Raw genomic sequence first — 23,445 nt, 5'->3', positions numbered from 1 at the left:
TGGCCTGTGGGGGCTTGTTAGGGCGTGGTTTGGTTGTACTGATGATCGTATAATTTGCGGAACAACCCGTCTTGGGCCAGCAGGTCGGCCAATTTCCCGGCCTCTGCGACGCGACCGTCTTTGATCACAACGATTTTGTCGGCGTTGATCACTGTAGACAGGCGGTGTGCGATCACGATGGTGGTGCGGCCTTTGGTCAGACGGTCTAGGGCTTCCTTGACCAGATGTTCGGATTCAGAATCCAGCGCGCTTGTGGCTTCGTCCATCAACAAGATCGGGCTGTCGCGCAGAATGGCCCGCGCAATGGCCACCCGCTGGCGCTGCCCGCCAGATAGGTTTCCACCGTTTTCGCCCACATCAGTGTCGTATCCCGCGTTGAGTTTGACGATGAAATCATGCGCATTCGCGGCCTTGGCGGCGGCAATGACATCGTCTTGCGTGGCGTTTTCGCGGCCCAATGCGATATTTTGCTGAACCGTGCCTGAAAACAAAAACGTCTCTTGCCCGACAAAGGCGATTTTCTGCCGCAAAGACCGGAACGTGGCATCGCGCAGATCGCAACCGCCGATATCTATATGCCCCGATGTGGGGTCATAAAGGCGCATGATCAAATTCATGATCGTCGATTTGCCCCCACCCGAAGGCCCCACAAGCGCGGTTGTTTGCCCCGCCTCAAAGGTCAGATCAAGCCCGCCCAGAATGGCGCTGCCATCATCATAGGCAAACCCGACATCGTGAAACCCGACGGCGGTGGCCCCATGGGGCAGATCCACTGGGTTTGCGGTTTGCACCACGGGGACGGGGGTATCCAGCACCTGATACATCAGGCCAACCCCTATCATACCGGCCTCTAGGCTGATCCGCATGCGCGCCAGCCGTTTGGCCGGTTCATAGGCCATCAGCAAGGCCGTCACAAACGACATCAGCTCGCCGGGGGTGTTGGCGGTGTCGCCAAACAAATTGACCGCACTCAGCGCCACCACCGCTGCAATGGCAAACCCTGATAGCGTTTCCATCAAGGGGCTGGTGGCGGCTTCTAGCCGGGACAGCGCATTGGCGCGGCTTTCGACGTTGCTGACGGCACTGTCCATGCGGGCGGCCATACGGTCTTCAAGGGCAAAGGCCTTGACCACGCGGATCCCGATAGAGGTTTCTTGCACCACCTTGATGATCTCGGCCATCGAGATCATTTCGGCCTCCATGATCTTGCGCACACGGCTCAGCAGGCGGCGCACACCCAACAAAGCAATAGGCCCGAAGACCAGAGCAAACAATGACAAGGTCGGCTGTTGGTAGATCATCACCGCGATCAGACCCAATAACGTCAGCAGATCGCGCACAAAGCCCATCACCAACGTGGCGATCACCGACCGGGCGGCTTGTGCGGAATGGGTGACCCGCATCAGCAGGTTCGACGAATCTTGGTCGTTAAAGAACGACACCCCATGCTGCAGGATGCGGTCATAAAGGTTGCGTTGTTGGGTTGCGACGATGCTGTTGCCCGCGCGGCTTAGAAACACGACCTGAATGTAGGTCGCCGCCCCTTTAACAGAGAAAATCAGCGCAACAGCGCCTGCCACGATAAAAACCTGGGTGTTATCGGCCGACACCATCATGGAATCGATAATGTCGCGCATGATCCACGCCGTCAGCGCGGTTGTCACAGCAATCACGACCATCGCAGCAATGGCGATCCCGTAGTTAAAGACCTGCAGCTGGAAATTTTCGCGCAGCAGCCGCAACATCATGCTGTCGTTCTTTTTGGCGATCCACCGTTTTAGCATGCTGGCTCTGTTCGTTTTTGGGGCTCAAGGGCGACAGCTAAGACTGAATAGGGGGGTGGTTCAAGGGGTCGTTTGCGGGAGAACGTGTCCTCGCCGCTTCGCGTAGAATTCTACACTCTCCCGCATACGCCCCCAATAGGTGCCAGTGTGCTACAGCCGCAGGTCGCTTTCAGAGCGAGGCAGACTGCTCTTGAGATCGAACAGCACGTGAGGATCCCGCCCATAGCTGCGCAGCTGATCTGAGGTCATCGCGCGAAATATGTCATGCCCCACGGCCAGGACGATGCCGTCATACTGTCCGTGGCGGGGGGTGGTTTCGAGCGTTAGGCCGTATTCTCGTAGGGCGTCTGTAGGATCGACCCAAGGGTCGTGGACATCTACCGCGACGCCATAATCATGCAGCTCTGAAACGACATCGACCACTTTGGTGTTGCGCAGGTCGGGGCAGTTTTCCTTGAACGTCAGCCCCAAAACCAGCACCCGCGCTTCGCCCACATTGATCCCCTTGCGCAGCATGGTCTTGACCAGCCGACCTGCGACATAGGCGCCCATCTCGTCGTTCACCCGGCGCCCCGCCAAGATCACATCGGGCTGATAACCGATCTCTGCGGCTTTGTGGGTCAGATAATACGGGTCAACGCCAATGCAGTGCCCACCCACCAAACCAGGGCGGAAGGGCAGGAAATTCCATTTGGTGCCAGCGGCTTGCAGAACCGCTTCTGTGTCGATGTCCATGCGGTTGAAGATCATCGCTAACTCATTGACCAGCGCGATGTTTAGATCCCGTTGTGTGTTTTCGATGACCTTGGCAGCTTCTGCCACGCGGATATTTGGAGCCTTGTGGGTCCCGGCCGTCACGATAGAGGCATAAAGTGCATCAACGACCTGTGCGACCTGCGGTGTAGACCCCGCGGTGACCTTGCAAATCGAGGTCAGGCGGTGGGCCTTATCCCCGGGGTTGATACGTTCTGGACTATATCCACAGAAAAAATCCTGGTTGAAAGTCAGGCCTGACACGCGCGCCAAAACGGGCACACAATCTTCTTCTGTGGCACCCGGATAGACTGTGGATTCGTAGATGACGATGTTGCCCGGAGACAGCACCTGGCCCACAGTTTCAGAAGCTTTCAACAGGGGCGTCAGATCTGGGCGTTTGTGCGCATCGACGGGTGTCGGCACCGTTACGATATAAATGGACGCGTCGGAAATGGCGCTCAGATCAGAGGTGAAATCGAGATGGTCAGCGGTGGCCAATTCGTCGGACGAGACCTCGCGGGTGTGATCCTGGCCTTGACGCAATGCGTCTACGCGATCTGCACTGATATCAAAACCGATCACCGGCCGTGTTTTGCCGAACTCAACGGCAAGAGGTAGCCCGACATAGCCCAGACCAATAACCGCAATTTTACCGTCGCCTGTTGGGTCCACAGCTGTTTCAATATGCATTGCGGTGGACATCCCCGAACCGTTAAAAATGAGCAAGGCCACCATGAAACCAGGTTTCGGGTGGAGATGCGTGTGTGCCTCCCGCAGGGGGACAGGCCCTTGATATTGAACACCCAGATGGCGTCAATATCAATGCAACCTCATGGCGTTTTAAATGGCCCAGGCCGCCCCGATATTCGCCATGGGCCACAGGCCGCGCTCTGAGCAAAACTTGGTGTGCTGTAACGATGTGGTTGTGCTTTTATGGTATCTCACGTGCAAACAGATCGGGCGAGGTGTCATGATAGCTTTTATATCAAATTGCAGGTGTGCTTGGGAAATAGCCCTATGCGTGGCCCAAATGCGGGTCTGTCGCGTGCAAGCGGTACTGCGTATTGACGTGCGACCTTTAAATAGCGATGACGCATGAAGTTATATTAGTAATGGTTGGTTCTATGTCGGATGTTTCCCCTACACTTGCAAAAGTCGCGCGGGGCGCCCTGTGCGCTGGATGCGGTGGTTGTGCGCTGGTGGCTCCTGAAGCCATCACGATGGAACTTTCGGGCCACGGTTTCTTGCGCCCGCGCCAACACGGTCAGGTGCCTGCTGATGCGGAAGCACGTATTGCGGCGATCTGCCCCGGTGTTGGCCAAACGGTAGATGTGCAGGAACGTCCCGATGATGCGCTGTGGGGGCCGGTGCTAGAGATGCGTCAGGGGTGGGCAACAGACCCCGCGATGCGCCACGCGGCATCCTCTGGTGGGGCGCTTTCGGCGGTGTTGGCACATCTGATCGAAAGCGGTGTCGTGGACAGTGTGGTGCAGACCGCCGCCGCCCAAACGCCCCCGACCGGAAACGCGGCAGTTGTTTCCATGACGCGCCAGGACGTGCTGCAGGCGGCGGGATCACGGTATGCCCCATCCAGCCCGCTGGCCGATCTGTCCGCGCTTCTGGATGGGCAAAAGCGCCATGCCTTCGTTGGGAAACCCTGCGATGTCGCTGCCTTGCGGGCATTGGCGCTGCATGACCCGCGGGTCAATGCGCGTATTCCGGTGATGATGTCCTTTTTCTGTGCTGGTGTGCCGTCGCTCAAAGGAGCGGCTGCGGTGCTGGATGCGTTGGAGGCCCCGCGTGATGATGTGACCGCGTTTCGCTATCGCGGGCAGGGCTGGCCGGGGTTCGCCACCGCGACCCTACGCGACGGCACCACCCGACAAATGAGCTATCACGACAGCTGGGGTAAAATCCTGTCGAAACATGTGCAACATCGCTGCAAGGTCTGTGCTGATGGCGTTGGCATGGCCGCCGATATTGTCTGTGCCGACGCCTGGGAGACCGACACGCGGGGGTATCCTTTGTTCGAAGAACAAGACGGCATCAGCTTGATGGTGGTCCGGACCAAGACCGGGCGCGATCTTATGCGGGCGGCTGAAACGGCCGGTCGATTGGCCACTGCCGATTTTGACAGCACCGGTTTGGCAGAGATCCAACCGGGGCAATCTGGGCGCAAACGGGCGCTGGTTGCCCGGTTGGCTGGGTTGCGCCTGATGGGCTTGCCGACACCCCGATACCGCGGGCTGCATTTGCGGGCCGCCGCGCTGCAGAACCGTCTGCCTGTCAATTTCAAAAACTTTTTGGGTATGATCCGGCGCGGGCTTCAGGGAAAGATCAAAGAAACATGACCAATACCGAATTTAAGGCCTGCGTGGCGCAGCTGGCGACTTGCAGCCTTGAAAACACCACGCGCCGCCGAGATTTTCCGCCTAACTTTACACTGGCACCGGGCGAAGACCCCGCCCGCTATGATGACACGACCCTGTGGTACGATGCGATCTGGCATCGCGGCACGTTGCGGTTGATCTGTCCGCGACTGTATGGGTTGGACGATCTAATCGCGGCGGGGCGGTTGATGTTGGATGGGGTGCCCGTCGCGAAACTGAAGATCACACAGCAAGAGCACCATGTGATCGTGCGCATCCGGGCTCACCGCAAACCTGTGCGGGTGCATCTAGATATTGAAGGACAAGACATTGGGTCGGGCGTGTCGAGCCGCCAAGACGGGGTGGATTTTGCCGGGCTCAATACCGGGCTTTTGCTATCGCGCAACAACGATCTCGCCTGGATCGAGGATTACGCAAGGTATCATGTGCAGCAACATGGCATGCAGGCGGTTTTGTTCTTTGACAACGGCTCGGATCGCTATGGCCCTGATGATATATTGGATGCATTGAGCCGTGCCGGGCTGGCGCAGGTTACGCTGGTATCGGCGCCTTTGCCTTTCCGGGCACAAGGCGTCACTGCGGGCGGCAGATCCAGCTTTGATGGCGGGTTCCTGCAAATGTCACTTTTGAATATCGCGCGGCTGCGGTTTCTCAGGCAAGCCCGTGCCGTATTGCAATGCGATGTGGATGAATTGGTTTGGACCGACAATGGCGAGTCGATCTTTGACAGGGCCGTGCGGCACCCTTTGGGCGTGGTGCGCTTCAATGGCGCTTGGCGTTATCCAGATGTGCAGGAGGGGCGCACCGATATCAGACACGCCGATCACATTTGCGCCCGGTCTGTCCCTGACCAATGCCCGACCAAATATTGTGTGCGCCCAAGAGGGCCGCTGTTTTGGGCCAGTTGGAGCGTGCACCGTCTGAATAAATTGCGTCAGCGGACAACCGTGTCTTCTGATCGCGCCGGGTTTTGGCATTGCCGCCAGATCACAACGGCTTGGAAAAGTCCGGCCCGGCTACAGGGCGTAGAAGACCTGCATCCCGATCCCAAAATCCAGACGGGTCTCAAAACGGCCGGGCTGCGCCGTGCGGACCCCAACGCTTTGTGACTGGGTCAGTCCGCACCGTACCCATAACAGTTGTCGTCTTGCGGTAAGTGCCGGCACTGGTTCAAAACAACGCCCAGCACGTTGGTATGTTCGCCCAGCTCTTTTTCGCAGATGTCGATTTCGGTCGCGGTCGACACTTCGGCGCGCGCCACGATGAGGGCGCAGTCGACATTGCGCAAGAACGCGCGGGTGTCGTCTCCGACGAGCAGCGGCGGCATATCAAAAAGCATGGCGTCGGGGGCGTAGGTCTTTTCGACCTCATCCAGGATTTCGCTGGTTTGGCCGTGCAGCATGTAGCGGCTTGGATCTTCAACAGGTGCGCTGCACAGGCAGGCCGCCACATTTGGCCGCAATCGCATGGCTTGCTGATCAAAGCTGAGCGCACCACCAAGCATTTCATCGATGTTGTGCGTGGGCTGCGCGCCCAATGTCTTGGCCAGCGACGGGCGCCGCAGATCCAGTTCAAAGAGGATAGAGTGCAGTTCGTTCTGGCGACCCAGGCCGAGCGCCAGATTGGCCGAAAGCGTGCTCTTGCCGCAGGCGGCAGAGGGCGAGGTGATCGCCAAGCGGGTCCAGTTGTTTTGACGCATCTGGAGCAAGATCTTGGTGCGCAGAATGTCAAAGGGCATGGCAAGCTTTGAGGCGTGCCGCGTTACCACGCGCATATTGGTCAGGTGGGTGTTGTTCAATTCGGCGAGCGGTAGCGACTCCCAGGTCCCATCCAGCGCAACATCGCGTTTCACTGGCGCATCTGTGGGCGTGGTCTGCGCATCACCGCTGACTTCAGCCCGTTTTGTGCGCGCCTGTTGCAGAGCTTTTTGAAGTTTCTCCATGGATCGTCCCTTTAATTGCTGTGAACCCACCGGCACCCTGCGCCAGAGGGGTGGGGGAGGCTCTTATCCAAGGCCAAGACGGGTGATGATGCGCTGAAACAGAATATCCAGGGGCATGTAATGTTGGTCGATACCCCATAGCAGCACCGTCACCCCGACCAGTGCTGCCAACAGCAAAAAGCCAAAAGTGAAAATGCGCAAAAGACGCCGTTGTTTGCTTTCTATGTGCGGGATCGCAGCAAGCGGGGTGATCCCCAGCTTATTCGTGATCTCTACAGGGCGGCGCACCGACGTGTTGATCATCTCAAGCAATAAGAACAACCCAACTGCGGCCGCAATGCCCGCGGCAATACCACCCCCTGCGATGATCGGCCGGTTCGGGCTACTGGGGGATCGCGGGGTGCTGGCGGGTTCGACAACAGAAATGCGCTGCCCCTTCGAACCTAATTCGATCCGCTCACCCATGCGGGCCTGCGCAAGCCGAGAGACGGCGCTGTTATATTGGCCGCGCACGTTGGAATAATCGCGTTCCAGAGATTGAAGGGCGATGTCATTTTGCGGTGTCGCACGGATGCTTGCGGCCAGATCGTCGAGGTCTTGCTGTAGCTTGGTGAGCTCTGTTTCAAGTTCGGCGATCTTGCCGTCAACCTCGGCGATGGTAATCTCAAACAGCGAGGCCTGTGTGTCGGCTTCGTTTGTTGCGGCTCCAGCGCCTTTTTGGGCTCTGACGATCTCGGTCAGCTGCTCCACGCGTGTTTGCAGCACGCGCACCCGAGGGCTGGTTGCCGAATAGACAAGCAATGCGTTGTTTAGCTCTGTTTCGAGCTGACCCAACTGACGTTCTTCGGGAGAGAGATTGTTTTGCTCTTGGGTGACACGTCCGGTGGTCTCGTAGAGCGTTTCGATGCGCTGGCGCTGCTCAAGTAGGATTGCGCGTTCACGCTCTGCGCGGGTGAGCCGGGCTTGCAACGTGGATTGCCGGTTAAGCCGGTATTCCAGATTGTCGGGCAAGGCGTTGGCGTTCGCATTCTTGAACGCCAGGATCCGCTCACTTTGCAGTTCAAGTTCACGGTTGAGATTGTTGACCTCTTGTTCGAAAAAGTCGCGGGTGTCATCGACGGCGCCGGTGCGGAATTCTGCGTTGGCCGACAGGATAAAGGTCACAAATTCATTGACGACAGCCGTCGCCGCACGGGGCGTGCCCGCTTCGAATGAAATAGAAACGACAATAGGCCGGCCGCTTGTTTTAACAGATGTTGCACTGCGCATTCTGCGGAAGACGTCGTCAGGGGTCAGGCCGTCGGATGCGGGAAACACATTCAACTTATTGGCCACATCAATCAGATTGGCCCGCGTCATGAGCCGTTGCCGAATGATCTCGAGCTGTTCGGGCGTATCTGTGGACACGGTCGAGGTTGCCAATTCCCCCGGGATCTGCTGGCTTTCTACCAAAAGGCGCGCGCTAGAGGCGTAAGTCGTCGGCAATTTAATGGCGAGAATGACGCCCACCCCAGCACACAGCAAGAACAGCACGGTCATCGCGGGCAGCCGGCGCAAGGCCATCTTGCGATAAAAGCGGATATCAATCGACATTAATGCACCTTTTTATGCGTATCGACCCGGTCCGTCAGGCGGAGCGGGTCGGCGAATTTCTGCGATGTGATGAACAGGCCATCTTCCAAGATTTCCTCGACAGTATCGCCGCCAACAACCTTCAGGCCATCTGAGGCACCATATACCAATGTGATATCGCTCAACTTATTGACCATCCGCGGGATACCCCCGGTTTCTTCGAAAATCTTGGCAATGGCGTCTGGCGCGATTTCGTCGCCAGACCCCCCCACATGCTGCAGACGGTGACGAATGTAATCGGTGGTTGTGTCGGCGTCCATCGGCATAAGATGGTAGAAGGCAGAAACCCGCTGGGCGAATTGCCGCAATTCGGGGCGTTGGATTTTGCTGCGCAACTCGGGTTGGCCGACCAGGATCAGCTGTAAAAGCTCATCTTTGTTAGAGTTGATGTTGGTCAGCATGCGCAACTCTTCCAGCACCTCGATAGACAGGTTCTGTGCCTCGTCGATGATCAACAGCACGTTGCGCGCCATCGAATATTCATCGATCACAAAGTTTTGGAACTGGCGGAACAGCGCGACATAGTCGCCCGAAGAATCGGGTTCGATTCCATAGACATGCAAAATCCACCGCAACAGATCGCCGCGGTTTCCCTGGGCGTTGGAAATGAGGCCGACAGTTTTGCTTTCGTCGAGATCTTTGAGCAGGTGCTGCAGTAGCGTCGTCTTGCCTGCGCCAACCTCTCCGGTCACGACGGTCAGCGGCGCGTGGGTTTGAATCCCGTAATCGAGCACCGAAAACGCGCGGCGGTGGGCTTTCGACCAGAAGATGAAATCCGGGTCGGGGAGCAAGGTAAAGGGCCGCTCGCTAAAGCCATAGAACTGCGTATATAATTCTGTAACCAAGAGTACTTTCACCCGAAACGCTGGACAGTGTCATGTAGGCTGCACGTGCACCAAGCACAACTGCGCATATTTAGGTGAGCCTCTAGCAGATAACTACGGTAAAATTAAGATGCAGTTGCCAGTCGCGGGGCCTAACGGGCCCAGATGCTGCCTTTTGGGCAATCTTTCTACATTTTGAGGGGGATCGTGGCAATGGCGGCACGCGCGCGGTGTCAAATACCCAGGCGGGCAACGCCGTTCAAGCAGCTGTTTGCGGTGGGATGCAGATTTGAGGCGCAGGCACCGCGCGTTCACGGTGATTCGAACTGCACAGCATGCCCCCCCGTATTGAAGGCCCTTATACGTCTGAAAACCCGTTAGAATTGAAGGGCCCTGCCGTGAAAAGAGGGGTTTGGTGGCAGAGTCATCGCCTCAATATGCACGCTATAGGGGAGTTATCGCGGCCTGACGTATATCTACTGCTGATTTTTTGGTACTATTTACAAAGCCGTCTCTTTTTTCATCAAGATTTGGTATCTTTATTCGAAATGGTTTATTAAAAAGCTATGAAAATTTTGTTTAGTCACAATTATCAGTATGTGGCGAGTGTAGTCAGATAGGGCCGGGTGTTTTCCGGTGTAGGTAAATATGACAATTGATACCAATACCATTCAGAACTTAGACATCTTAGTATCGAGCCAGCGCCGTAAAAGACGCGCCCTTGGTAAGTACGTCTACCGCAACATCGCAAAACGCGCGCTCGACATCACACTTGTGTTGCTGGCACTTCCGGTCGCGCTGCCTCTTATTGTTCTGATGGGTCTATTGGTCGTCACAGACGGCAAATCCCCGTTTTACACACAAAAACGGATCGGGCGTAATCGGCGTTCGTTCCGGATGTGGAAAATGCGCACGATGATCTCCAATGCGGATGACTTCATGGTGCAGTACTTGCAGGAAAACCCTGAGGCGCGCAGCGAGTGGGAGCGGACGCAAAAGCTTAAGTCCGACCCAAGAATCACCCGCGTTGGGGCGTTCATGCGCAAGACCTCGCTGGATGAGCTGCCACAGCTGTTTAATGTCCTGATCGGGAATATGTCGATTGTCGGACCGCGTCCAATGATGACAGATCAGATGGATCTGTACCCCGGTACGCGCTATTATCGGTTGAGCCCGGGCATCACTGGCCTGTGGCAAATCTCTGATCGCAACGAATGTGATTTCGTGGATCGTGCGTTCTTTGATGATGCCTACGACAAATCCTTGTCGATCCGGACCGATGTGAAAATCATCGCCAAGACCTTTGGTGTGGTGTTGCGCGGCACAGGGTGCTGATCCCGCTGATTTGATTTTTAGCCAATCCTAGGTTCACAATCTGGTAACCGTGTCTGTATTCATTTAGATATCAGGCACGGTTCGTGTAGTTTCTTGCTCCATGATAATAAGCCGGTAGTGTGTGCGACTCGATTTTAAAGAGTCTTCAAATCAGGGGTTTTAGGCGTGACATTCTTTTCCAAGCTTTTTCTCGCATGTACGGTGTGCTTGTTTTTGGCAGCCTGTGAATCTGCAGAGGAAAAGGCGGAGGCCTATTACCAAAGCGGCCTGACCCTGATCGAAGAAGGGGACATCCCCCGCGCGATTGTTGAATTGCGCAATGTGTTCGAATTTAACAGCAACCACCGTGAAGCACGGCAGACCTACGCACGGCTGTTACGTGAAAGCGGCGATGTCCGTGGATCTTACCGCCAGTATTTGCGGTTGGTCGAACAATACCCCGATGATCTCGAAGGGCGTGTCGCGCTCAGTGAGATCACGTTTGATTTGCAGGACTGGAGAGAATTCGAGCGTCACAGTGCGGCTGTGCTAGAGGCCGCGGCCGAAGCGCCAACACCGGCCTCTGATGCGGTGAAGGTGCTGGCGGACTATCGTAGCGCAGTGATTGCAGAAGATGCATCGGCCCGCCGGGCAACCTTGGAACAAGCGGCAGCTTTGCTTGAGCAACAGCCCGAGAATTTTTATCTGATGCGCGTGCTCATGGATGGCTACCGTTGGGACGGGCGGCCATCGCAAGCCCTGCGCGTTGTTGATCAGGCATTGGCTTTGCGACCGGCGCAGCGTGACCTTTATGGGGTGAAGTTGGCGTTGCTGGGCCAGTTTGAAGATGAAGACGGGATTGAGAGCGTGCTCTACGAGATGCTCGACCGCTTTCCCGATGACGATAGTGTCACAACCGCATTGATCAGATTTTATGTCGGGCGCAACCGGCTGGACGATGCAGAGACATATCTGAGAGAAAACTCTGACCCTGCGGATGAAGATCCCGCGAATTTTGTGGCGCTTTTGCAGTTGGTTGAACAAACCAAAGGCAAAGAGGCGTTGCTGGCCGAGCTTGAGAGCGCCATTGCGGCTGGGGGCGGCAATGCGGTGCTTTATCGTGGGCTCAAGGCGAATTTGAAATTCCTTCAGGGGGATCAGGAAGATGCTATTTCCGATCTCAATGCGGTGTTGGCAGAGGATCTGCCGACATCTGAAAATCTGCGAAATATCAAAGTTATGCTGGCCCGTATGGAAAATATCGTCGGCAATAATGTTGGCGCACGACGGTTGATCGAAGAGGTGCTGGCGGAGGATTCAGGCCAGAGTGAAGCACTGCATATGCAAGCGCGCTGGCTTATTGATGCTGATGAAATCGACACCGCTATTTCGTCGCTGCGGGCAGCGCTGCAAGCGAGTGATCGTGACACAACAGCGATGACACTTATGGCCGAAGCCTATACCCGGGCGGGAGACCATGAACTGGCATTGGATTTCTTGGCACGTGCGGCTGAGGCCTCGGACAATGCGCCCGCCGAGACGCTGCGGTATGCAGGCCGGTTGGTCGAGGACGACCGCTATACCACCGCCGAAGATCAACTGCTTTTGGCCCTGCGCAGCGATCCGCGCAGTTTGACCGTTATGACGGAGCTGGGGCAGCTTTACCTTTTGATGGAAGACAACGCGCGTGCCCGTCAGGTCATCAAAAGCATGAATGATCTGGACACAGCCCAGTCCAGAAACGCGGCTCGGGCCCTTGATTTGTCGGTGCGTGCGCGCAGTGGTGATATGGACACTGTTATCGCGACCCTTGAGAATATGGCTGAAGATACTGACAATCCAAACGGGCAAGCCGCGATTACGATTATCCGCGCCCATTTGGCGAACGGGAAGGGGGCCGAGGCGGTGGCATACGCCCGGAATTTCCTCGAAAAGAATCCGCGTGACAGCACAATGCACTATGTCTTGGCGACAACGCTTGCCGCGATTGGGCAGCCGAAAGAAGCCGAAGAACGGTACCGCGCACTATTGGACGATTTCCCCAAGCAGCATCAACTGCGGTTGGCTTTGCTGCGGCTGATGTCGACGCAAGGGCGCAACGCCGAAGGCGAGGTCTTGGTTGATGACGGCTTGGCACTGACACCGGATCAGCCCGAACTGCTCTGGGCCAAGGCCTCTTATCTGGAGCGCGGGGGGGACGTTGATGCTGCCATCGAGATCTACGAGACACTCTATACGTTGAACTCCGGCTCAATCGTGGTGGCCAACAACTTGGCCAGCTTGCTCAGCACGTACCGCGACGATGCCGAAAGCAACGACCGCGCCTATACGGTGGCGCGCCGTTTGCGGGGCACTGAAATTCCTGCGTTCCAAGATACGTATGGCTGGCTGGCCTATAAACGTGGCGAATATGTCGAAGCGGTCGAATATCTTGAAGCGGCAGCTGCGGGTTTGCCTGATGATCCGATGGTCCAAGCGCACCTTGGGTTTACCTACCAAGCGCTGGAGCGAAATGAGGACGCATTAGAGATGCTGCAGCGGGCTGTTGAGATTGCCGGTGAAGATGACCAGCGAGATCGCATCAAACAGGCGCGCGCAGAAATCGAGGCCTTAACCGCCGCTCTTGCAGAGTAAGGCCCGCCGCACCCCGCCTACAGTGTTGTCACCCGAGCACAATCCAGGGTCGTCAGATTAACGATGTTTCCCTTTTCGTATGAAATATACGATAAGGTCTAAAAACATTGATTAATGAGGCGAGCCATGAAAAATCTGATTACGTCATGCTTGGCAATTGTTTTGGCATATGTCGTCGCAGTCACTGCGGTGTCTGCCCAAGGTAATTATGCCGTGCAACCCGGTGACACGCTACGCATCGAAGTTCTTGAAGACACGTCTTTGAACCGCAATGCGCTTGTATTGCCGGACGGCCGGTTCAGTTTTCCCTTTGCCGGGACTGTCCAAGCCGGTGGCCGAACGCTGAGCCAAGTTGAACGTGCGATCACCTCTGCGATCAGCAGCAATTTCGCGGTTGAGCCGAATGTTTTCGTATCTGTCCTGCGGGTCGAAGGCCCAGGTTTGCTGGGAACCGAAGCGGCGGCCTTAGGCCCCGATGCAATCAATGTGTATTTCATCGGCGAGATCGGCTCCCCTGGGCTGCGGGCCGTTATGAGCGGCACAACGTTCCTGCAAGGGTTGTCTCAAAGCGGTGGTTTCACCAATTTTGCCGCAACCAAGCGTATTCAACTGCGCCGTACAGATCCGGTGACCGGCGCGCCCAGCGTTGTGAACATCAACTACAAGGCACTGACCCGAGGCGCGAATTTCCAGCAAAATGTGATCTTGCAAGAGGGCGATGTTATATTGGTGCCGGAACGCAGGCTTTTCGAATAGGGCGTCGTCCACATGCCAATTAGGTATTCTTTGACAGGGTCCACGGCCGTGCGTTTGCAAAAGCCATATCGGGCGGTGTTTTGCGCCCTTGCCGGGGTTGCAGTGGTGGGCGTGATTGTGCGCCCTGGGGTCGCGCAAGATACACCAGGGGTGCAGCAGAGCTTTAGCCTAAGCGAGACTTTGCGATATAACGACAACCCTGATTTCTCGGTGGAAGGGTCGGACAGCACCTTCGTGAGCCGGACCAATCTGGGCTATAGCCTATCGGCACGCACCAGTGCTCAGAGCTTCAATTTCTCAACCAGCGGGTCTTTGGAATTTGGGGATGACACCAGCGACAGGACGCTTGTCTCACCACGGGTCAGCCTGGGCTATACCCGCGAAAACCGCAACACAGAGCTGACCGCAGATGTGCGGATCCAAGTGGATGAGCTGGACGAGTTTACCGTCATTGATGACACCACTTTTGGGCCGACGATTGTCGCAGATGATGTGGTCATCAGTGACGGTCAACGTATCCGTTCAAATGCGGCCTTTGGCTTTGAAACAGGGCTTGCGGGTCCTTTCGGACTAAACGGCTCTTTGTCGTTCAGCGAGCGTGATTTCCGCAATATCGGAGCCAGCACAGCACAATCGGACCGGTCCGAAGTGGCGCTGTCTTTGGGCACGCGTTTTGATATCAGTCCGCGCATTCAGACGTCAGCGAGCGTGAACCTATCCGAATCCGATACGGATGACAGTGACCAAACCAACCGCGAACGTGAATCCATCAGTCTGGGCGCTGATTTTGTTCTCAGGTCTGATCTGACGGCATCCTTCAGTCTGTCGCGGACCAACAACACGACCACCACAACCACAAGCGAAACGTCGACCAACGGTTTTGGGCTGTCGTTCGATCTCGATTATGATCGCGCGAACGGGTCGATTGGCTTGGGCTTTGATACATCCGTGAATTCGGACGGTCGGCGTAACTCTTTGGTGCTGACGCGGGCGTTAAACCTGCCCAATGCCAGTTTCGCGACATCTGTCGGCGTGACAGAATTCGAAACCGGCGAAATCGAACCGTTGATCAATCTGAGCTATGAACAGCCGCTGCCCACCGGGGGGTTGACCATAGAGCTTAGCCAATCGGGCGGGATCAATAGCAGCGATCAAAGCATTTTGAACACAGGGTTCTCTGTCGATTACTCACATTCCATCAATACCCTATCGAGCATAAGCGCGGGCTTTGATTTTGCGCGGACCAATGTGATCGAGAGTTCAAGTGATGACACCGAACGCAGCAGCTTTAGCGTGTCTTACAACCGCGATCTCACCAAAGACTGGTCGATGAGCTCGGGCTTTAGCCGGAATATGGGGACTGATGGCGACGAGGCTGATCGCACCGCCAACAGTATCTTTTTAAGCATCGGACGTAGCTTCGGACGCTGACGCCTGTCACCGTCCGATGGAATCGTAGCGTTCAAACCCGGATGACAATGCATCTGCCGATGCGTAGATATTGCGCAAGTCGGCCATATGCGCAGTGCGCATTTCAGAGCTGATACGGCCCAGATCAAGCGCGCGGAATTCGTTCCACTCGGTGAGGACCACAATCAGATCGGCATCTTTGGCAGCCTCATATGGGTCTTCGACCCATGTCACACTTGGCAATAGGGCTTCGCCTTCCTGGCGGCCTTGTGGGTCAACGACACGTACGTTTGCACCGCTGCCAACAAGTGCCGGCACGATCGTCAGGGATGGCGCGTCGCGCATATCGTCCGTGTTGGGTTTGAACGTCACCCCAAGTATGGCAACCGTTTTGCCGTTAAAGTTGCCGTCGCATAGGTCGCGCAGCTTTTCGATCATCCGGCGTTTGATGTCTTCATTGACCTTGATGACGGCCTCGGTGATCAACATCGGGCTGGCATATTCTTGGCCAATCCGCGCAAGGGCGGATGTATCCTTGGGAAAACATGACCCGCCATAACCGGGACCCGCATGCAGGAACTTGTTTCCGATCCGGCCGTCAAGGCCCATACCACGGGACACTTCCTTGACGTCGCCACCTGTTTTTTCACACAGCGCCGCGATCTCGTTGATAAAGGTGATCTTGGTGGCCAAAAAGGCGTTGGCCGCATATTTGATCATCTCCGCGCTTTCCAGATCAGTCGTCACGATCGGGAAGTCACGCAAGAACAGCGGCCGGTAGACATCGGCCATGACCTTGGCGGCCCGGTCCGACTGAACCCCAACAACCACCCGGTCAGGGCGCATGAAGTCATCAATAGCCGCGCCTTCGCGCAGGAACTCTGGGTTTGAAGCCACGTCAAATTCGAGATCCGGGTTGGCCTTGGCCACCACATCATGCACCTTGCGGTTGGTCCCCACAGGCACGGTGGATTTCGTCACGATGACCACATATTTCTTGGCGGTGCGGGCGATCTCTTCGGCCGCCGCCATTACGTAAGTCAGATCGGCGTGACCGTCTCCACGCCGTGTGGGGGTGCCCACCGCGATAAAGACCGTATCGGCGCCTTCCAGCGCTTCTGCCAGATCTAAGGTGAAAGACAACCGGCCCGCAGCAACGTTGCGCGCCATCAAATCTTCGAGCCCAGGCTCGAAGATAGGGACTTCTCCTCGTTCGAGCTTCTCTATTTTTGCCGGATCCTTATCGACGCAGACAACGTCATGGCCGAAATCGGAAAAACACACACCAGAGACGAGACCTACATAGCCGGTCCCGATCATTGCAATCTTCATCGTATCCTCACACGGAAATGGTTACGCTCGTCATGAAATAAGAGTTTCGCCGTGTCTTGTCGAGGGAACGAAGGGCCAGCACAAGAACAATCTGAAAAACTGCTTACCATATGGCTTGAAAAGCATGGAAAACCCGCTTTGGGCGGCGTGGGGCAGGGGGCAGATCACAATGGCGTTGGGTGTTTTTGCATTTTCCTAGGAAAACAAGCGGCATCATGCTAACGCATGGCAAAATTGAGACAGCCCAGAGTACGTGGTTTTCAGACGGTAGTTATTTAAAAGGTGGCATTGCAATGAATTCATTTCCGCGTAGCGCTCCGATCAAGATTGGCGGTTTGCCGGTCAATGCAAGCGGGCTGTTTTTCTTTATCCTGCTGATCGTCGCATCTATCCCGCTTTTTTGGATTGGATTCGTGTCTCTTGCGCGGGCCTGGAGCACACCAGAATATAGCCACGGTCCGCTGATCCCGCTGATCTCGCTTTATTTGTTTCTTCGCGAATTGCGCAACACCCCCGCCGAAATCACCGAGCCCCGCAACAGGCGGCCCGGGATTATCGTGCTCATGCTGGGGCTGGTTCTTGCTGTTTTCGGCAATACCGTGCGCATCCCGGATATCGTCACCTATGCGTTCATCGTATGGGTTGCGGGGGTCGTCCTGACGGTCTTTGGCTGGCAGCGCGGCAAGCACCACCAACTGCCCGTATTGCACCTGGTTTTCATGCTGCCACTGCCACAGTTCTTGTATTGGAAGCTGACGATCTTCTTGCAGGGGATCTCATCGGTTATCGGGGTCTGGATCGTTGATATGGTCGGCATCCCGGTGTTTTTGGATGGCAACATCATCGACCTGGGCGTCTATAAGCTACAAGTCGCCGAGGCTTGTTCGGGGTTGCGCTATCTCTTTCCCATCCTGTCCTTTTCTTATCTGTTCGCTATTCTCTACCGCGGCCCGGTTTGGCACAAAGCAGTGCTTTTGCTTTCTGCGGCACCCATCACCGTTTTGATGAACTCCTTCCGGATCGGGGTGATCGGCGTGATGGTCAACTCTTACGGGATCGAACATGCCGAAGGTTTCCTGCACTTCTTTGAAGGATGGGTCATTTTTGGCTTTTGTATCGCGATCTTGATGATCATGGCGATTGCCCTGCAACGGCTGACCCCCAACCCATTGCCTTTGGCGGATGCGATCGATGTCGATACCGATCAACTGGGTGGCATCTTTATGCGCGTGTTCAGCATCGCGGGCAGCACAGCCCTAGTGGCCGCAACCGCAATCACAATCTCGGTCACTGCGGTTTGGTTTATGGTGCAGCCCCAAGCTCAACCCCCCGTAGACCGTGAGGCCTTTAGCCTCTTCCCCAGAACCCTATCCGAATGGTCCGGTCGACAATCTGAACTTAGCTCGGAAGTCGCGCATGTTCTGGGCGCCGACGATTATATTCAATCGTCTTACGTGGCCCCTGGCGAGGCCGCCGCTGTTAGCTTTTTCGCGGCCTTTTATCACAAGCAGACCGAAGGCTCGGGCATTCACAGCCCCGAGGTTTGTTTGCCTGTCGGTGGCTGGGAGATTTTCTCGCTGGACAAACACGCCGTCAGCATGCCCGACACGACCTATGGCACCTTTGAGGTCAACCGCGCGGTTATCCAAAAAGGTCTGTCCAAGCAGTTGGTTTATTACTGGTTCGAACAGCGTGGCGAACGTATGACCAATGATTTCGCCGCCAAAATGAGCGTGGTCTGGGATGGCTTTACCAAGGGCCGGTCTGATGGCGCCTTGGTGCGTTTTGTCACCCCAATCCGCACGGGCGAAACCGACAGCGTCGCAGATGCGCGGATCCAAAAGCTGATGGCCGGCGTATTGCAGCGGTTGCCACGTTACATTCCTGAATAAGACCCAACACTGCGGGCGCAAAGCCTTGCCAGTCTGGGACAGAGGCGCAACAATGTTGTCATGAGCGTGTACAGCGATCGGGAGCCTTCTTTAGATACGCGCGTGCAAAACCGCCGCAGAACCAGCCTGCTGGTGGGGCTTATCTTGGTCTGTGGGCTGGTTGAATGCACCCTGACGTTGGCAGATAGGGGGGTGATCGGCTCAACGCATTGGCGCCGCTATGCCTATGAATTTGGTGGTTTCTGGCCGGGATTGCTGCGCAGTTGGCTGCCAAACTACCCGCAACAACCCTATGCGATGTTCTTCAGCTATGGGTTCTTGCACGGTGGCTTTTTGCATATGGCCGTCAATATGGTCACGTTGTGGTCGCTTGGGCGCGTTGTGCTAGAACGCGTGGGCATCCGTGGATTTGCCGTACTTTATCTTGCGGCTATGTTGGGCGGGGCGGGGGCCTTCGGCATGCTGGCGGACACTTTGCAGCCTATGGTGGGTGCGTCGGGTGCGTTGTTTGGATTGGCGGGCGGTGTGTTGGCCTGGAACTATGTCGACAGGTTCACGCTGCGTGAAAAGCTTTGGCCCGTGGCGCGCGCTGTGGGTCTTTTGATCTTGATGAACATCGTGATGTGGTGGGCTCTTGATGGGCAGATGGCGTGGCAAACACATCTGGGGGGGTTTCTCTCGGGGTGGACTTTTGCGCTATTAATTGACCCACGTGGGCGCAACGATCCGTAATCGACCACACTTATGTGTGGAAACGGTTGCCGTCATTTCAACTGATGTTATAAAAATCAAAAGCCTAACAGGCACCGCGTAAACCCCAAAGATATTTGACAGGTACATACTATTACACGCTTGACCCCAGTACTGCTGTGCGGAGGACATGGGACACGGCTCTGGCCTTTGTCTCGGAAATCCTATCCGAAACAATTTTTGCCCCTGATTGATGCCGAAAGCCCGTTTCAATCTTGTGCAAAACGTCTGACTGGGCCGCTGTTTGAGGCGCCCCTGATCATCACATCGCATGACTTCAGGTTCATCGCGGCCGAACAATGCACTGAGGTCGGCCTGCAACCCCAGAGCATTTTGATTGAACCGCACAACCGAAACACCGCACCTGCGGTTTTGGCGGCGGCCATGTGGCTTGCAGAACAAGACCCAGACGCAATGATGTTGGTCAGCCCCTGTGATCACCTGATCCCTGACACCGATGCGTTCCAAGCTGCAGTTGAGGCGGCCCTTCCTGCGGCTGAAAGCGGGCAGATTGTTACCTTTGGTGTTGTGCCCACGCGCCCTGATCCCGGTTATGGGTATCTGGAATTAGAAACCACGGCCAGCAGCTCGGAAACGGCCACGAAAAACGTAGCCCGCTTTGTCGAAAAGCCAGACATCGCCACCGCCGAAACCATGCTGAAACAAGGTGGGTTCCTGTGGAACGCGGGGATTTTCCTCTTTTCAGTGCGCACAATCCTTGCCGCCTTCGGTAGATACACGCCGGAATTGACCCAGCAGGTGACCCAAGCGGTGAAAGACAAAGCACAGGATCTGGATTTCTGTCGCTTGGCGGCAGAGCCCTGGGGTGCAATAGACCCTATTTCCGTTGATTATGCGGTGATGGAACGTGCCGAAAATCTTGTTGTCATGCCCTACGATGGCCATTGGTCAGATCTGGGCAGTTGGGGCGCTGTCTGGAAAGAAGGCGATGCAGACGCGGCGGGGAATGTTTGTTCCGCGCACGCAACGGCGATTGATTGCACCAACACATTGTTGCGCAGCGACCATGAAACGCTGGAGCTGGTGGGCCTTGGCCTGTCAGATATCATTGCTGTGGCGTTGCCCGATGCCGTTTTGGTTGCGCACCGTTCCGAAGATCAACGGGTGGGGCAGGTCGTCAAAACGTTGCAGGCCCGCGCGGTACCACAGGCCGAAACATTCCCGATGGATCACCGGCCTTGGGGGTCTTTCGAACGGTTGGCATTCGGGAGCCGGTTCCAAGTGAAACGCATTCAGGTGACCCCGGGTGCGGCGCTATCATTGCAAAGCCATCATCATCGATCGGAGCATTGGATTGTTGTACAAGGCACCGCACGGGTGACCGTCGGCGAGCAAGTCACCTTGTTGACCGAAAATCAGAGCGTTTATGTCCCGCTTGGCGAAACACATAGGTTGGAAAACCCCGGCAAGGTCGAACTGATCTTGATCGAAGTGCAAACCGGGGCTTATCTGGGCGAAGACGACATCGTGCGCTACGAAGACGTCTATGCGCGCAACTAAGGCGCAGGTGGTGTGAGGCTGTGCAAATGTCTCGGATAGGCTTGTCATCCGGTTGGTTTGCCTGTTTGTCTTGCCGGGATCCGCAATCAGGTAACCGCTCATGACTGTCTCTCCATCTGCTCCGCACAAGGCTGCCGCGCCCCGGCGTGTGCTGGCCATCGCATCTTCTGGCGGGCACTGGCAGCAGTTGATGTTAATGCGGCCTGGGTTCACCCATCATGATGTTACCTACGCCACAACCCTACCGGGGCTGGCCCAACAGTTTGACGCGGCGCCCGCCCATCTGGTGCCGGACTGCAACCGCAATGAACCGCTGCAAGCTTTGCGATGTCTTATTTGGCTGGTGGTGCGGTTTGTGCGTTTGCGCCCGCATGTGGTGATCACGACCGGCGCATTGCCGGGGCTGTTGGCCTTGATATTGGGCAAGGTAACCGGCGCGCGTACCATATGGGTTGATAGTGTGGCCAATGCCGAAACTCTATCGGCCTCTGGCCAAACTGCGCGGCGGTTTGCGGACCTGTGGCTGTCGCAATGGCCCGATGTCGCCCGTGACAGTGGGGCAGATTATGCCGGGTCTGTCTTATGATTTTTGCCACGATTGGAACCCAGCTGCCCTTTCCACGGCTGATGGCCGAGCTTGACCGCCTAGGCGCAGATCTTGACGAAGATATCGTGGCGCAGGTGGGGCCTGACACCACGCCCCGCCAGTGCCTCAAGACCCACGCAACCCTTACGCCCGACGCTTTTGATGCGTTGTTCCGACAGGCGCGCGTTGTTGTCGCCCATGCCGGGATCGGGTCGATCTTGTCGGCCAAAGCCTACCGCAAACCGCTTATCGTGATGCCGCGGCGTCTTGCACATGCAGAGCACCGCAATGATCACCAGCTGGCAACAGCCCGACAAGTCGAAGCGGTAACGGGTATCCATGTCGCGTGGGATATATCAGATTTAGCGGCACTGCTCAGCGCCCCATCGTTGACCCCGGCCGTGCCAGACCCCGGCGCCACGGCTGACCAACTGCGCGACCGGATCCGCGATTTTATCGATCAAGGCTAGGCCGTAACGGCCGGTTATTCCGCCAGCGTGCGCAGGCCCACAACTTTGGCCGGGACGCCCACCGCAATCGCATTTTCGGGGATCGGCCCACGGACCAATGCGCCCGCTCCTATGATGGCGCCGTTACCGATGGTCACCCCCGGCAAGATGATCGCTTTGGCCCCGATCCAGACATCGCTGCCAATGTGCACACTTGCCTCATCCATGGCTTGTTCTGTCACCGGGCTGCCGTCGTTGAACCGATAGCCTGCAGCCGTCACCAGAACATCTGGGCCAAACAACACATCATCGCCAATTTCGATCATGCCGGTTGCGGGCCCCGCCCAAAGCGTACTGCGCGCACCCAGACCAAAACGCGCGCCGATCTTGATCCGTTCTGGGTTGGAAAACGCGGCATTCGGGCTGATCCGGGCACCTGGCCCAACCTGCAAGGCCCGGCGTGGGATCACATGAGTATAGTTATAATAATTCACGATACGCAAAACATGCAGATACGCACGCGGATCAAACAAAGCCGCCAGCATGCGAATGGCACGCCCCGGCTTGGACAGGCGTTTCTTATGTGCGGGAGCAGATCTGGCCGGTGCTTGTGTCATGGTGTTCCATAGCGGTCACGAAAATAAACGAGGCTCAGAATCCAAAAGGCCACCCTGAAAGAGTGGCCTTTGGAATTTCATATGCTGATATTGATCAGGCTTTTTTGCGGCGACGCGCAATGCCCAGACCGCCCAGTGCTGTACCCAGCAACAGGATGCCTGCGGGCAGTGGGATCGGAGCGATCTCGATGCCTGCCAGAGCGAAGTCTGCTTTACCGACGTTGTCGTTGTCATTGCCAACGGTGAACGTGAACGATGTACCTGTGAAGGATACGAAGTCACCCGCCAGTTCCGTGAAGTCACCCAAGCCGAAGCCAGGCTCGTTTTCGGTCGCGAAAAGCTCAAGGATGGCAGAACCGTTCGAAGACACAACAGCAGATTCTGTTACGGCGCCATCCGAAGAGATGAACAGGTCGAGGAAATAAAGACCTGTAACGCGGATCGCTTTGTCGAATGTCAAAGTCACAGATTCAGCTGGGCTGAGTGTGATTTCGTCATCATCGACACCGATGCCGTCATTGTCGCCAACCAAGTCACCGATAGAGCCGGGGCCAGGTGTGGTGAATGTCAGGTCGCCACCGGATGGTGTCAATGTCCAGCCGATACCATTGATGGTGCCGGATGCCAGAGCGTCGCTTTGAACGTCATAAGATGCCGTGCTGGTGAAATCGAGAAGTGCGGCAGATGCGCCAACTGTTCCCGCGCCCAATGCCAGCGTACTAGCAGCGATAAGATTAAACACTTTGTTCATATTTACGATAACCTTGTTATTTGCGCAGTAGTTTGAATGCGTGCGACTTTGATATACTGGCGACAGTTGTACACGAATTTTTAACTTTTCGTAAATAGATTTCTG

At 56.2% G+C, this 23,445-nt stretch carries 19 protein-coding genes; 11 read left to right on the top strand and 8 right to left on the bottom strand.

The window, feature by feature from the left end:
• Positions 1 to 17 precede the first annotated feature (17 nt).
• Both ABJH13_RS15045 and tviB read right to left on the bottom strand, forming a co-directional pair.
• A complete protein-coding gene (locus tag ABJH13_RS15045) occupies positions 18 to 1,784 on the bottom strand; it encodes an ABC transporter ATP-binding protein (protein WP_348407040.1) in 1,767 nt (588 codons plus the stop codon).
• Between the two features lie 150 nt (positions 1,785 to 1,934).
• Positions 1,935 to 3,230, bottom strand: a complete 1,296-nt coding sequence (gene tviB, locus ABJH13_RS15040; RefSeq protein ID WP_348407039.1) for a Vi polysaccharide biosynthesis UDP-N-acetylglucosamine C-6 dehydrogenase TviB — start codon at positions 3,228 to 3,230, stop codon at positions 1,935 to 1,937.
• Between the two features lie 434 nt (positions 3,231 to 3,664).
• Between tviB and ABJH13_RS15035 the strand changes: the two genes are divergently transcribed.
• Together ABJH13_RS15035 and ABJH13_RS15030 are read left to right on the top strand one after the other, a co-directional pair.
• Positions 3,665 to 4,891 (top strand): Coenzyme F420 hydrogenase/dehydrogenase, beta subunit C-terminal domain, encoded by a 1,227-nt coding sequence (locus ABJH13_RS15035; RefSeq protein WP_348407038.1) that lies wholly within the window; start codon positions 3,665 to 3,667, stop codon positions 4,889 to 4,891.
• Positions 4,888 to 6,039, top strand: coding sequence for a hypothetical protein (locus ABJH13_RS15030; RefSeq protein WP_348407037.1), 1,152 nt, complete (start codon positions 4,888 to 4,890; stop codon positions 6,037 to 6,039). The genes ABJH13_RS15035 and ABJH13_RS15030 overlap by 4 nt, the downstream gene beginning before the upstream one ends.
• A gap of 5 nt (positions 6,040 to 6,044) precedes the next feature.
• Here ABJH13_RS15030 and ABJH13_RS15025 read toward each other — a convergent pair whose 3' ends face one another.
• From ABJH13_RS15025 to ABJH13_RS15015, 3 genes are all read right to left on the bottom strand, one after another.
• Positions 6,045 to 6,872, bottom strand: coding sequence for a CpsD/CapB family tyrosine-protein kinase (locus ABJH13_RS15025; protein WP_348407036.1), 828 nt, complete (start codon positions 6,870 to 6,872; stop codon positions 6,045 to 6,047).
• Between the two features lie 63 nt (positions 6,873 to 6,935).
• Positions 6,936 to 8,465, bottom strand: coding sequence for a lipopolysaccharide biosynthesis (locus tag ABJH13_RS15020; RefSeq protein WP_348407035.1), 1,530 nt, complete (start codon positions 8,463 to 8,465; stop codon positions 6,936 to 6,938).
• A complete protein-coding gene (locus ABJH13_RS15015; RefSeq protein WP_348407034.1) occupies positions 8,465 to 9,361 on the bottom strand; it encodes an AAA family ATPase in 897 nt (298 codons plus the stop codon). The genes ABJH13_RS15020 and ABJH13_RS15015 overlap by 1 nt, the downstream gene beginning before the upstream one ends.
• Positions 9,362 to 9,976: 615 nt before the next feature.
• Between ABJH13_RS15015 and ABJH13_RS15010 the strand changes: the two genes are divergently transcribed.
• From ABJH13_RS15010 to ABJH13_RS14995, 4 genes are all read left to right on the top strand, one after another.
• Positions 9,977 to 10,663 carry a sugar transferase gene (locus tag ABJH13_RS15010; protein WP_348407033.1) on the top strand — a complete coding sequence of 229 codons (687 nt, stop codon included), beginning with the start codon at positions 9,977 to 9,979 and terminating at the stop codon, positions 10,661 to 10,663.
• Between the two features lie 165 nt (positions 10,664 to 10,828).
• Positions 10,829 to 13,276: a tetratricopeptide repeat protein gene (locus ABJH13_RS15005; protein ID WP_348407032.1), complete on the top strand. Its 2,448-nt coding sequence runs from the start codon at positions 10,829 to 10,831 to the stop codon at positions 13,274 to 13,276.
• 126 nt (positions 13,277 to 13,402) lie between these two features.
• Positions 13,403 to 14,032 carry a polysaccharide biosynthesis/export family protein gene (locus ABJH13_RS15000; protein WP_348407031.1) on the top strand — a complete coding sequence of 210 codons (630 nt, stop codon included), beginning with the start codon at positions 13,403 to 13,405 and terminating at the stop codon, positions 14,030 to 14,032.
• A gap of 48 nt (positions 14,033 to 14,080) precedes the next feature.
• The gene (locus tag ABJH13_RS14995) at positions 14,081 to 15,463 is read left to right on the top strand and encodes a hypothetical protein (protein WP_348407030.1); all 1,383 of its coding nucleotides are present in this window, start codon (positions 14,081 to 14,083) and stop codon (positions 15,461 to 15,463) included.
• A gap of 6 nt (positions 15,464 to 15,469) precedes the next feature.
• On the opposite strand, the gene ABJH13_RS14990 is transcribed toward ABJH13_RS14995, so the two are convergent.
• Complete coding sequence (locus tag ABJH13_RS14990) at positions 15,470 to 16,774, bottom strand: UDP-glucose/GDP-mannose dehydrogenase family protein (RefSeq protein ID WP_348407029.1); 1,305 nt, start codon at positions 16,772 to 16,774, stop codon at positions 15,470 to 15,472.
• A gap of 293 nt (positions 16,775 to 17,067) precedes the next feature.
• Here ABJH13_RS14990 and xrtD point away from each other — a divergent pair, with 293 nt between their 5' ends.
• The 5 genes from xrtD (at position 17,068) to ABJH13_RS14965 (ending at position 21,993) form a co-directional block, all read left to right on the top strand.
• Positions 17,068 to 18,666, top strand: coding sequence for a VPLPA-CTERM-specific exosortase XrtD (xrtD, locus tag ABJH13_RS14985; RefSeq protein ID WP_348407028.1), 1,599 nt, complete (start codon positions 17,068 to 17,070; stop codon positions 18,664 to 18,666).
• A gap of 102 nt (positions 18,667 to 18,768) precedes the next feature.
• Complete coding sequence (locus ABJH13_RS14980) at positions 18,769 to 19,398, top strand: rhomboid family intramembrane serine protease (protein ID WP_348407027.1); 630 nt, start codon at positions 18,769 to 18,771, stop codon at positions 19,396 to 19,398.
• Positions 19,399 to 19,509: 111 nt separating this feature from the next.
• Entirely contained in the window at positions 19,510 to 20,937 is a 1,428-nt protein-coding gene (locus tag ABJH13_RS14975) for a mannose-1-phosphate guanylyltransferase/mannose-6-phosphate isomerase (RefSeq protein WP_348407055.1), read from the top strand.
• A 100-nt stretch (positions 20,938 to 21,037) separates the two neighbouring features.
• Positions 21,038 to 21,523 carry a UDP-N-acetylglucosamine--LPS N-acetylglucosamine transferase gene (locus ABJH13_RS14970; RefSeq protein ID WP_348407026.1) on the top strand — a complete coding sequence of 162 codons (486 nt, stop codon included), beginning with the start codon at positions 21,038 to 21,040 and terminating at the stop codon, positions 21,521 to 21,523.
• Positions 21,520 to 21,993: a glycosyltransferase gene (locus ABJH13_RS14965; RefSeq protein WP_348407025.1), complete on the top strand. Its 474-nt coding sequence runs from the start codon at positions 21,520 to 21,522 to the stop codon at positions 21,991 to 21,993. The genes ABJH13_RS14970 and ABJH13_RS14965 overlap by 4 nt, the downstream gene beginning before the upstream one ends.
• 14 nt (positions 21,994 to 22,007) lie before the next feature.
• Here ABJH13_RS14965 and ABJH13_RS14960 read toward each other — a convergent pair whose 3' ends face one another.
• Together ABJH13_RS14960 and ABJH13_RS14955 are read right to left on the bottom strand one after the other, a co-directional pair.
• Positions 22,008 to 22,589 (bottom strand): acyltransferase, encoded by a 582-nt coding sequence (locus ABJH13_RS14960; RefSeq protein ID WP_348407024.1) that lies wholly within the window; start codon positions 22,587 to 22,589, stop codon positions 22,008 to 22,010.
• A 94-nt stretch (positions 22,590 to 22,683) separates the two neighbouring features.
• Positions 22,684 to 23,340 carry a VPLPA-CTERM sorting domain-containing protein gene (locus ABJH13_RS14955; protein WP_348407023.1) on the bottom strand — a complete coding sequence of 219 codons (657 nt, stop codon included), beginning with the start codon at positions 23,338 to 23,340 and terminating at the stop codon, positions 22,684 to 22,686.
• Between the last annotated feature and the right edge of the window lie 105 nt (positions 23,341 to 23,445).

Source organism: Roseobacter sp. (genome assembly GCF_039970775.1).
Classification (GTDB): Bacteria; Pseudomonadota; Alphaproteobacteria; order Rhodobacterales; family Rhodobacteraceae; genus Roseobacter.
Note: the sequence above shows the minus strand (reverse complement) of the source record. Positions and strands in the feature narration are given on the sequence as shown.

Coding starts and splice junctions, on each gene's coding strand:
- xrtD (WP_348407028.1), top strand. CDS start 17,068: ATGAATTCATTTCCGCGTAGCGCTCCGATCAAGATTGGCGGTTTGCCG.
- ABJH13_RS14965 (WP_348407025.1), top strand. CDS start 21,520: ATGATTTTTGCCACGATTGGAACCCAGCTGCCCTTTCCACGGCTGATG.
- ABJH13_RS15030 (WP_348407037.1), top strand. CDS start 4,888: ATGACCAATACCGAATTTAAGGCCTGCGTGGCGCAGCTGGCGACTTGC.
- ABJH13_RS14970 (WP_348407026.1), top strand. CDS start 21,038: ATGACTGTCTCTCCATCTGCTCCGCACAAGGCTGCCGCGCCCCGGCGT.
- ABJH13_RS15020 (WP_348407035.1), bottom strand. CDS start 8,465: ATGTCGATTGATATCCGCTTTTATCGCAAGATGGCCTTGCGCCGGCTG.
- ABJH13_RS14990 (WP_348407029.1), bottom strand. CDS start 16,774: ATGAAGATTGCAATGATCGGGACCGGCTATGTAGGTCTCGTCTCTGGT.
- ABJH13_RS15045 (WP_348407040.1), bottom strand. CDS start 1,784: ATGCTAAAACGGTGGATCGCCAAAAAGAACGACAGCATGATGTTGCGG.
- ABJH13_RS14960 (WP_348407024.1), bottom strand. CDS start 22,589: ATGACACAAGCACCGGCCAGATCTGCTCCCGCACATAAGAAACGCCTG.
- ABJH13_RS15035 (WP_348407038.1), top strand. CDS start 3,665: ATGTCGGATGTTTCCCCTACACTTGCAAAAGTCGCGCGGGGCGCCCTG.
- tviB (WP_348407039.1), bottom strand. CDS start 3,230: ATGCATATTGAAACAGCTGTGGACCCAACAGGCGACGGTAAAATTGCG.
- ABJH13_RS15000 (WP_348407031.1), top strand. CDS start 13,403: ATGAAAAATCTGATTACGTCATGCTTGGCAATTGTTTTGGCATATGTC.
- ABJH13_RS14955 (WP_348407023.1), bottom strand. CDS start 23,340: ATGAACAAAGTGTTTAATCTTATCGCTGCTAGTACGCTGGCATTGGGC.
- ABJH13_RS15025 (WP_348407036.1), bottom strand. CDS start 6,872: ATGGAGAAACTTCAAAAAGCTCTGCAACAGGCGCGCACAAAACGGGCT.
- ABJH13_RS15010 (WP_348407033.1), top strand. CDS start 9,977: ATGACAATTGATACCAATACCATTCAGAACTTAGACATCTTAGTATCG.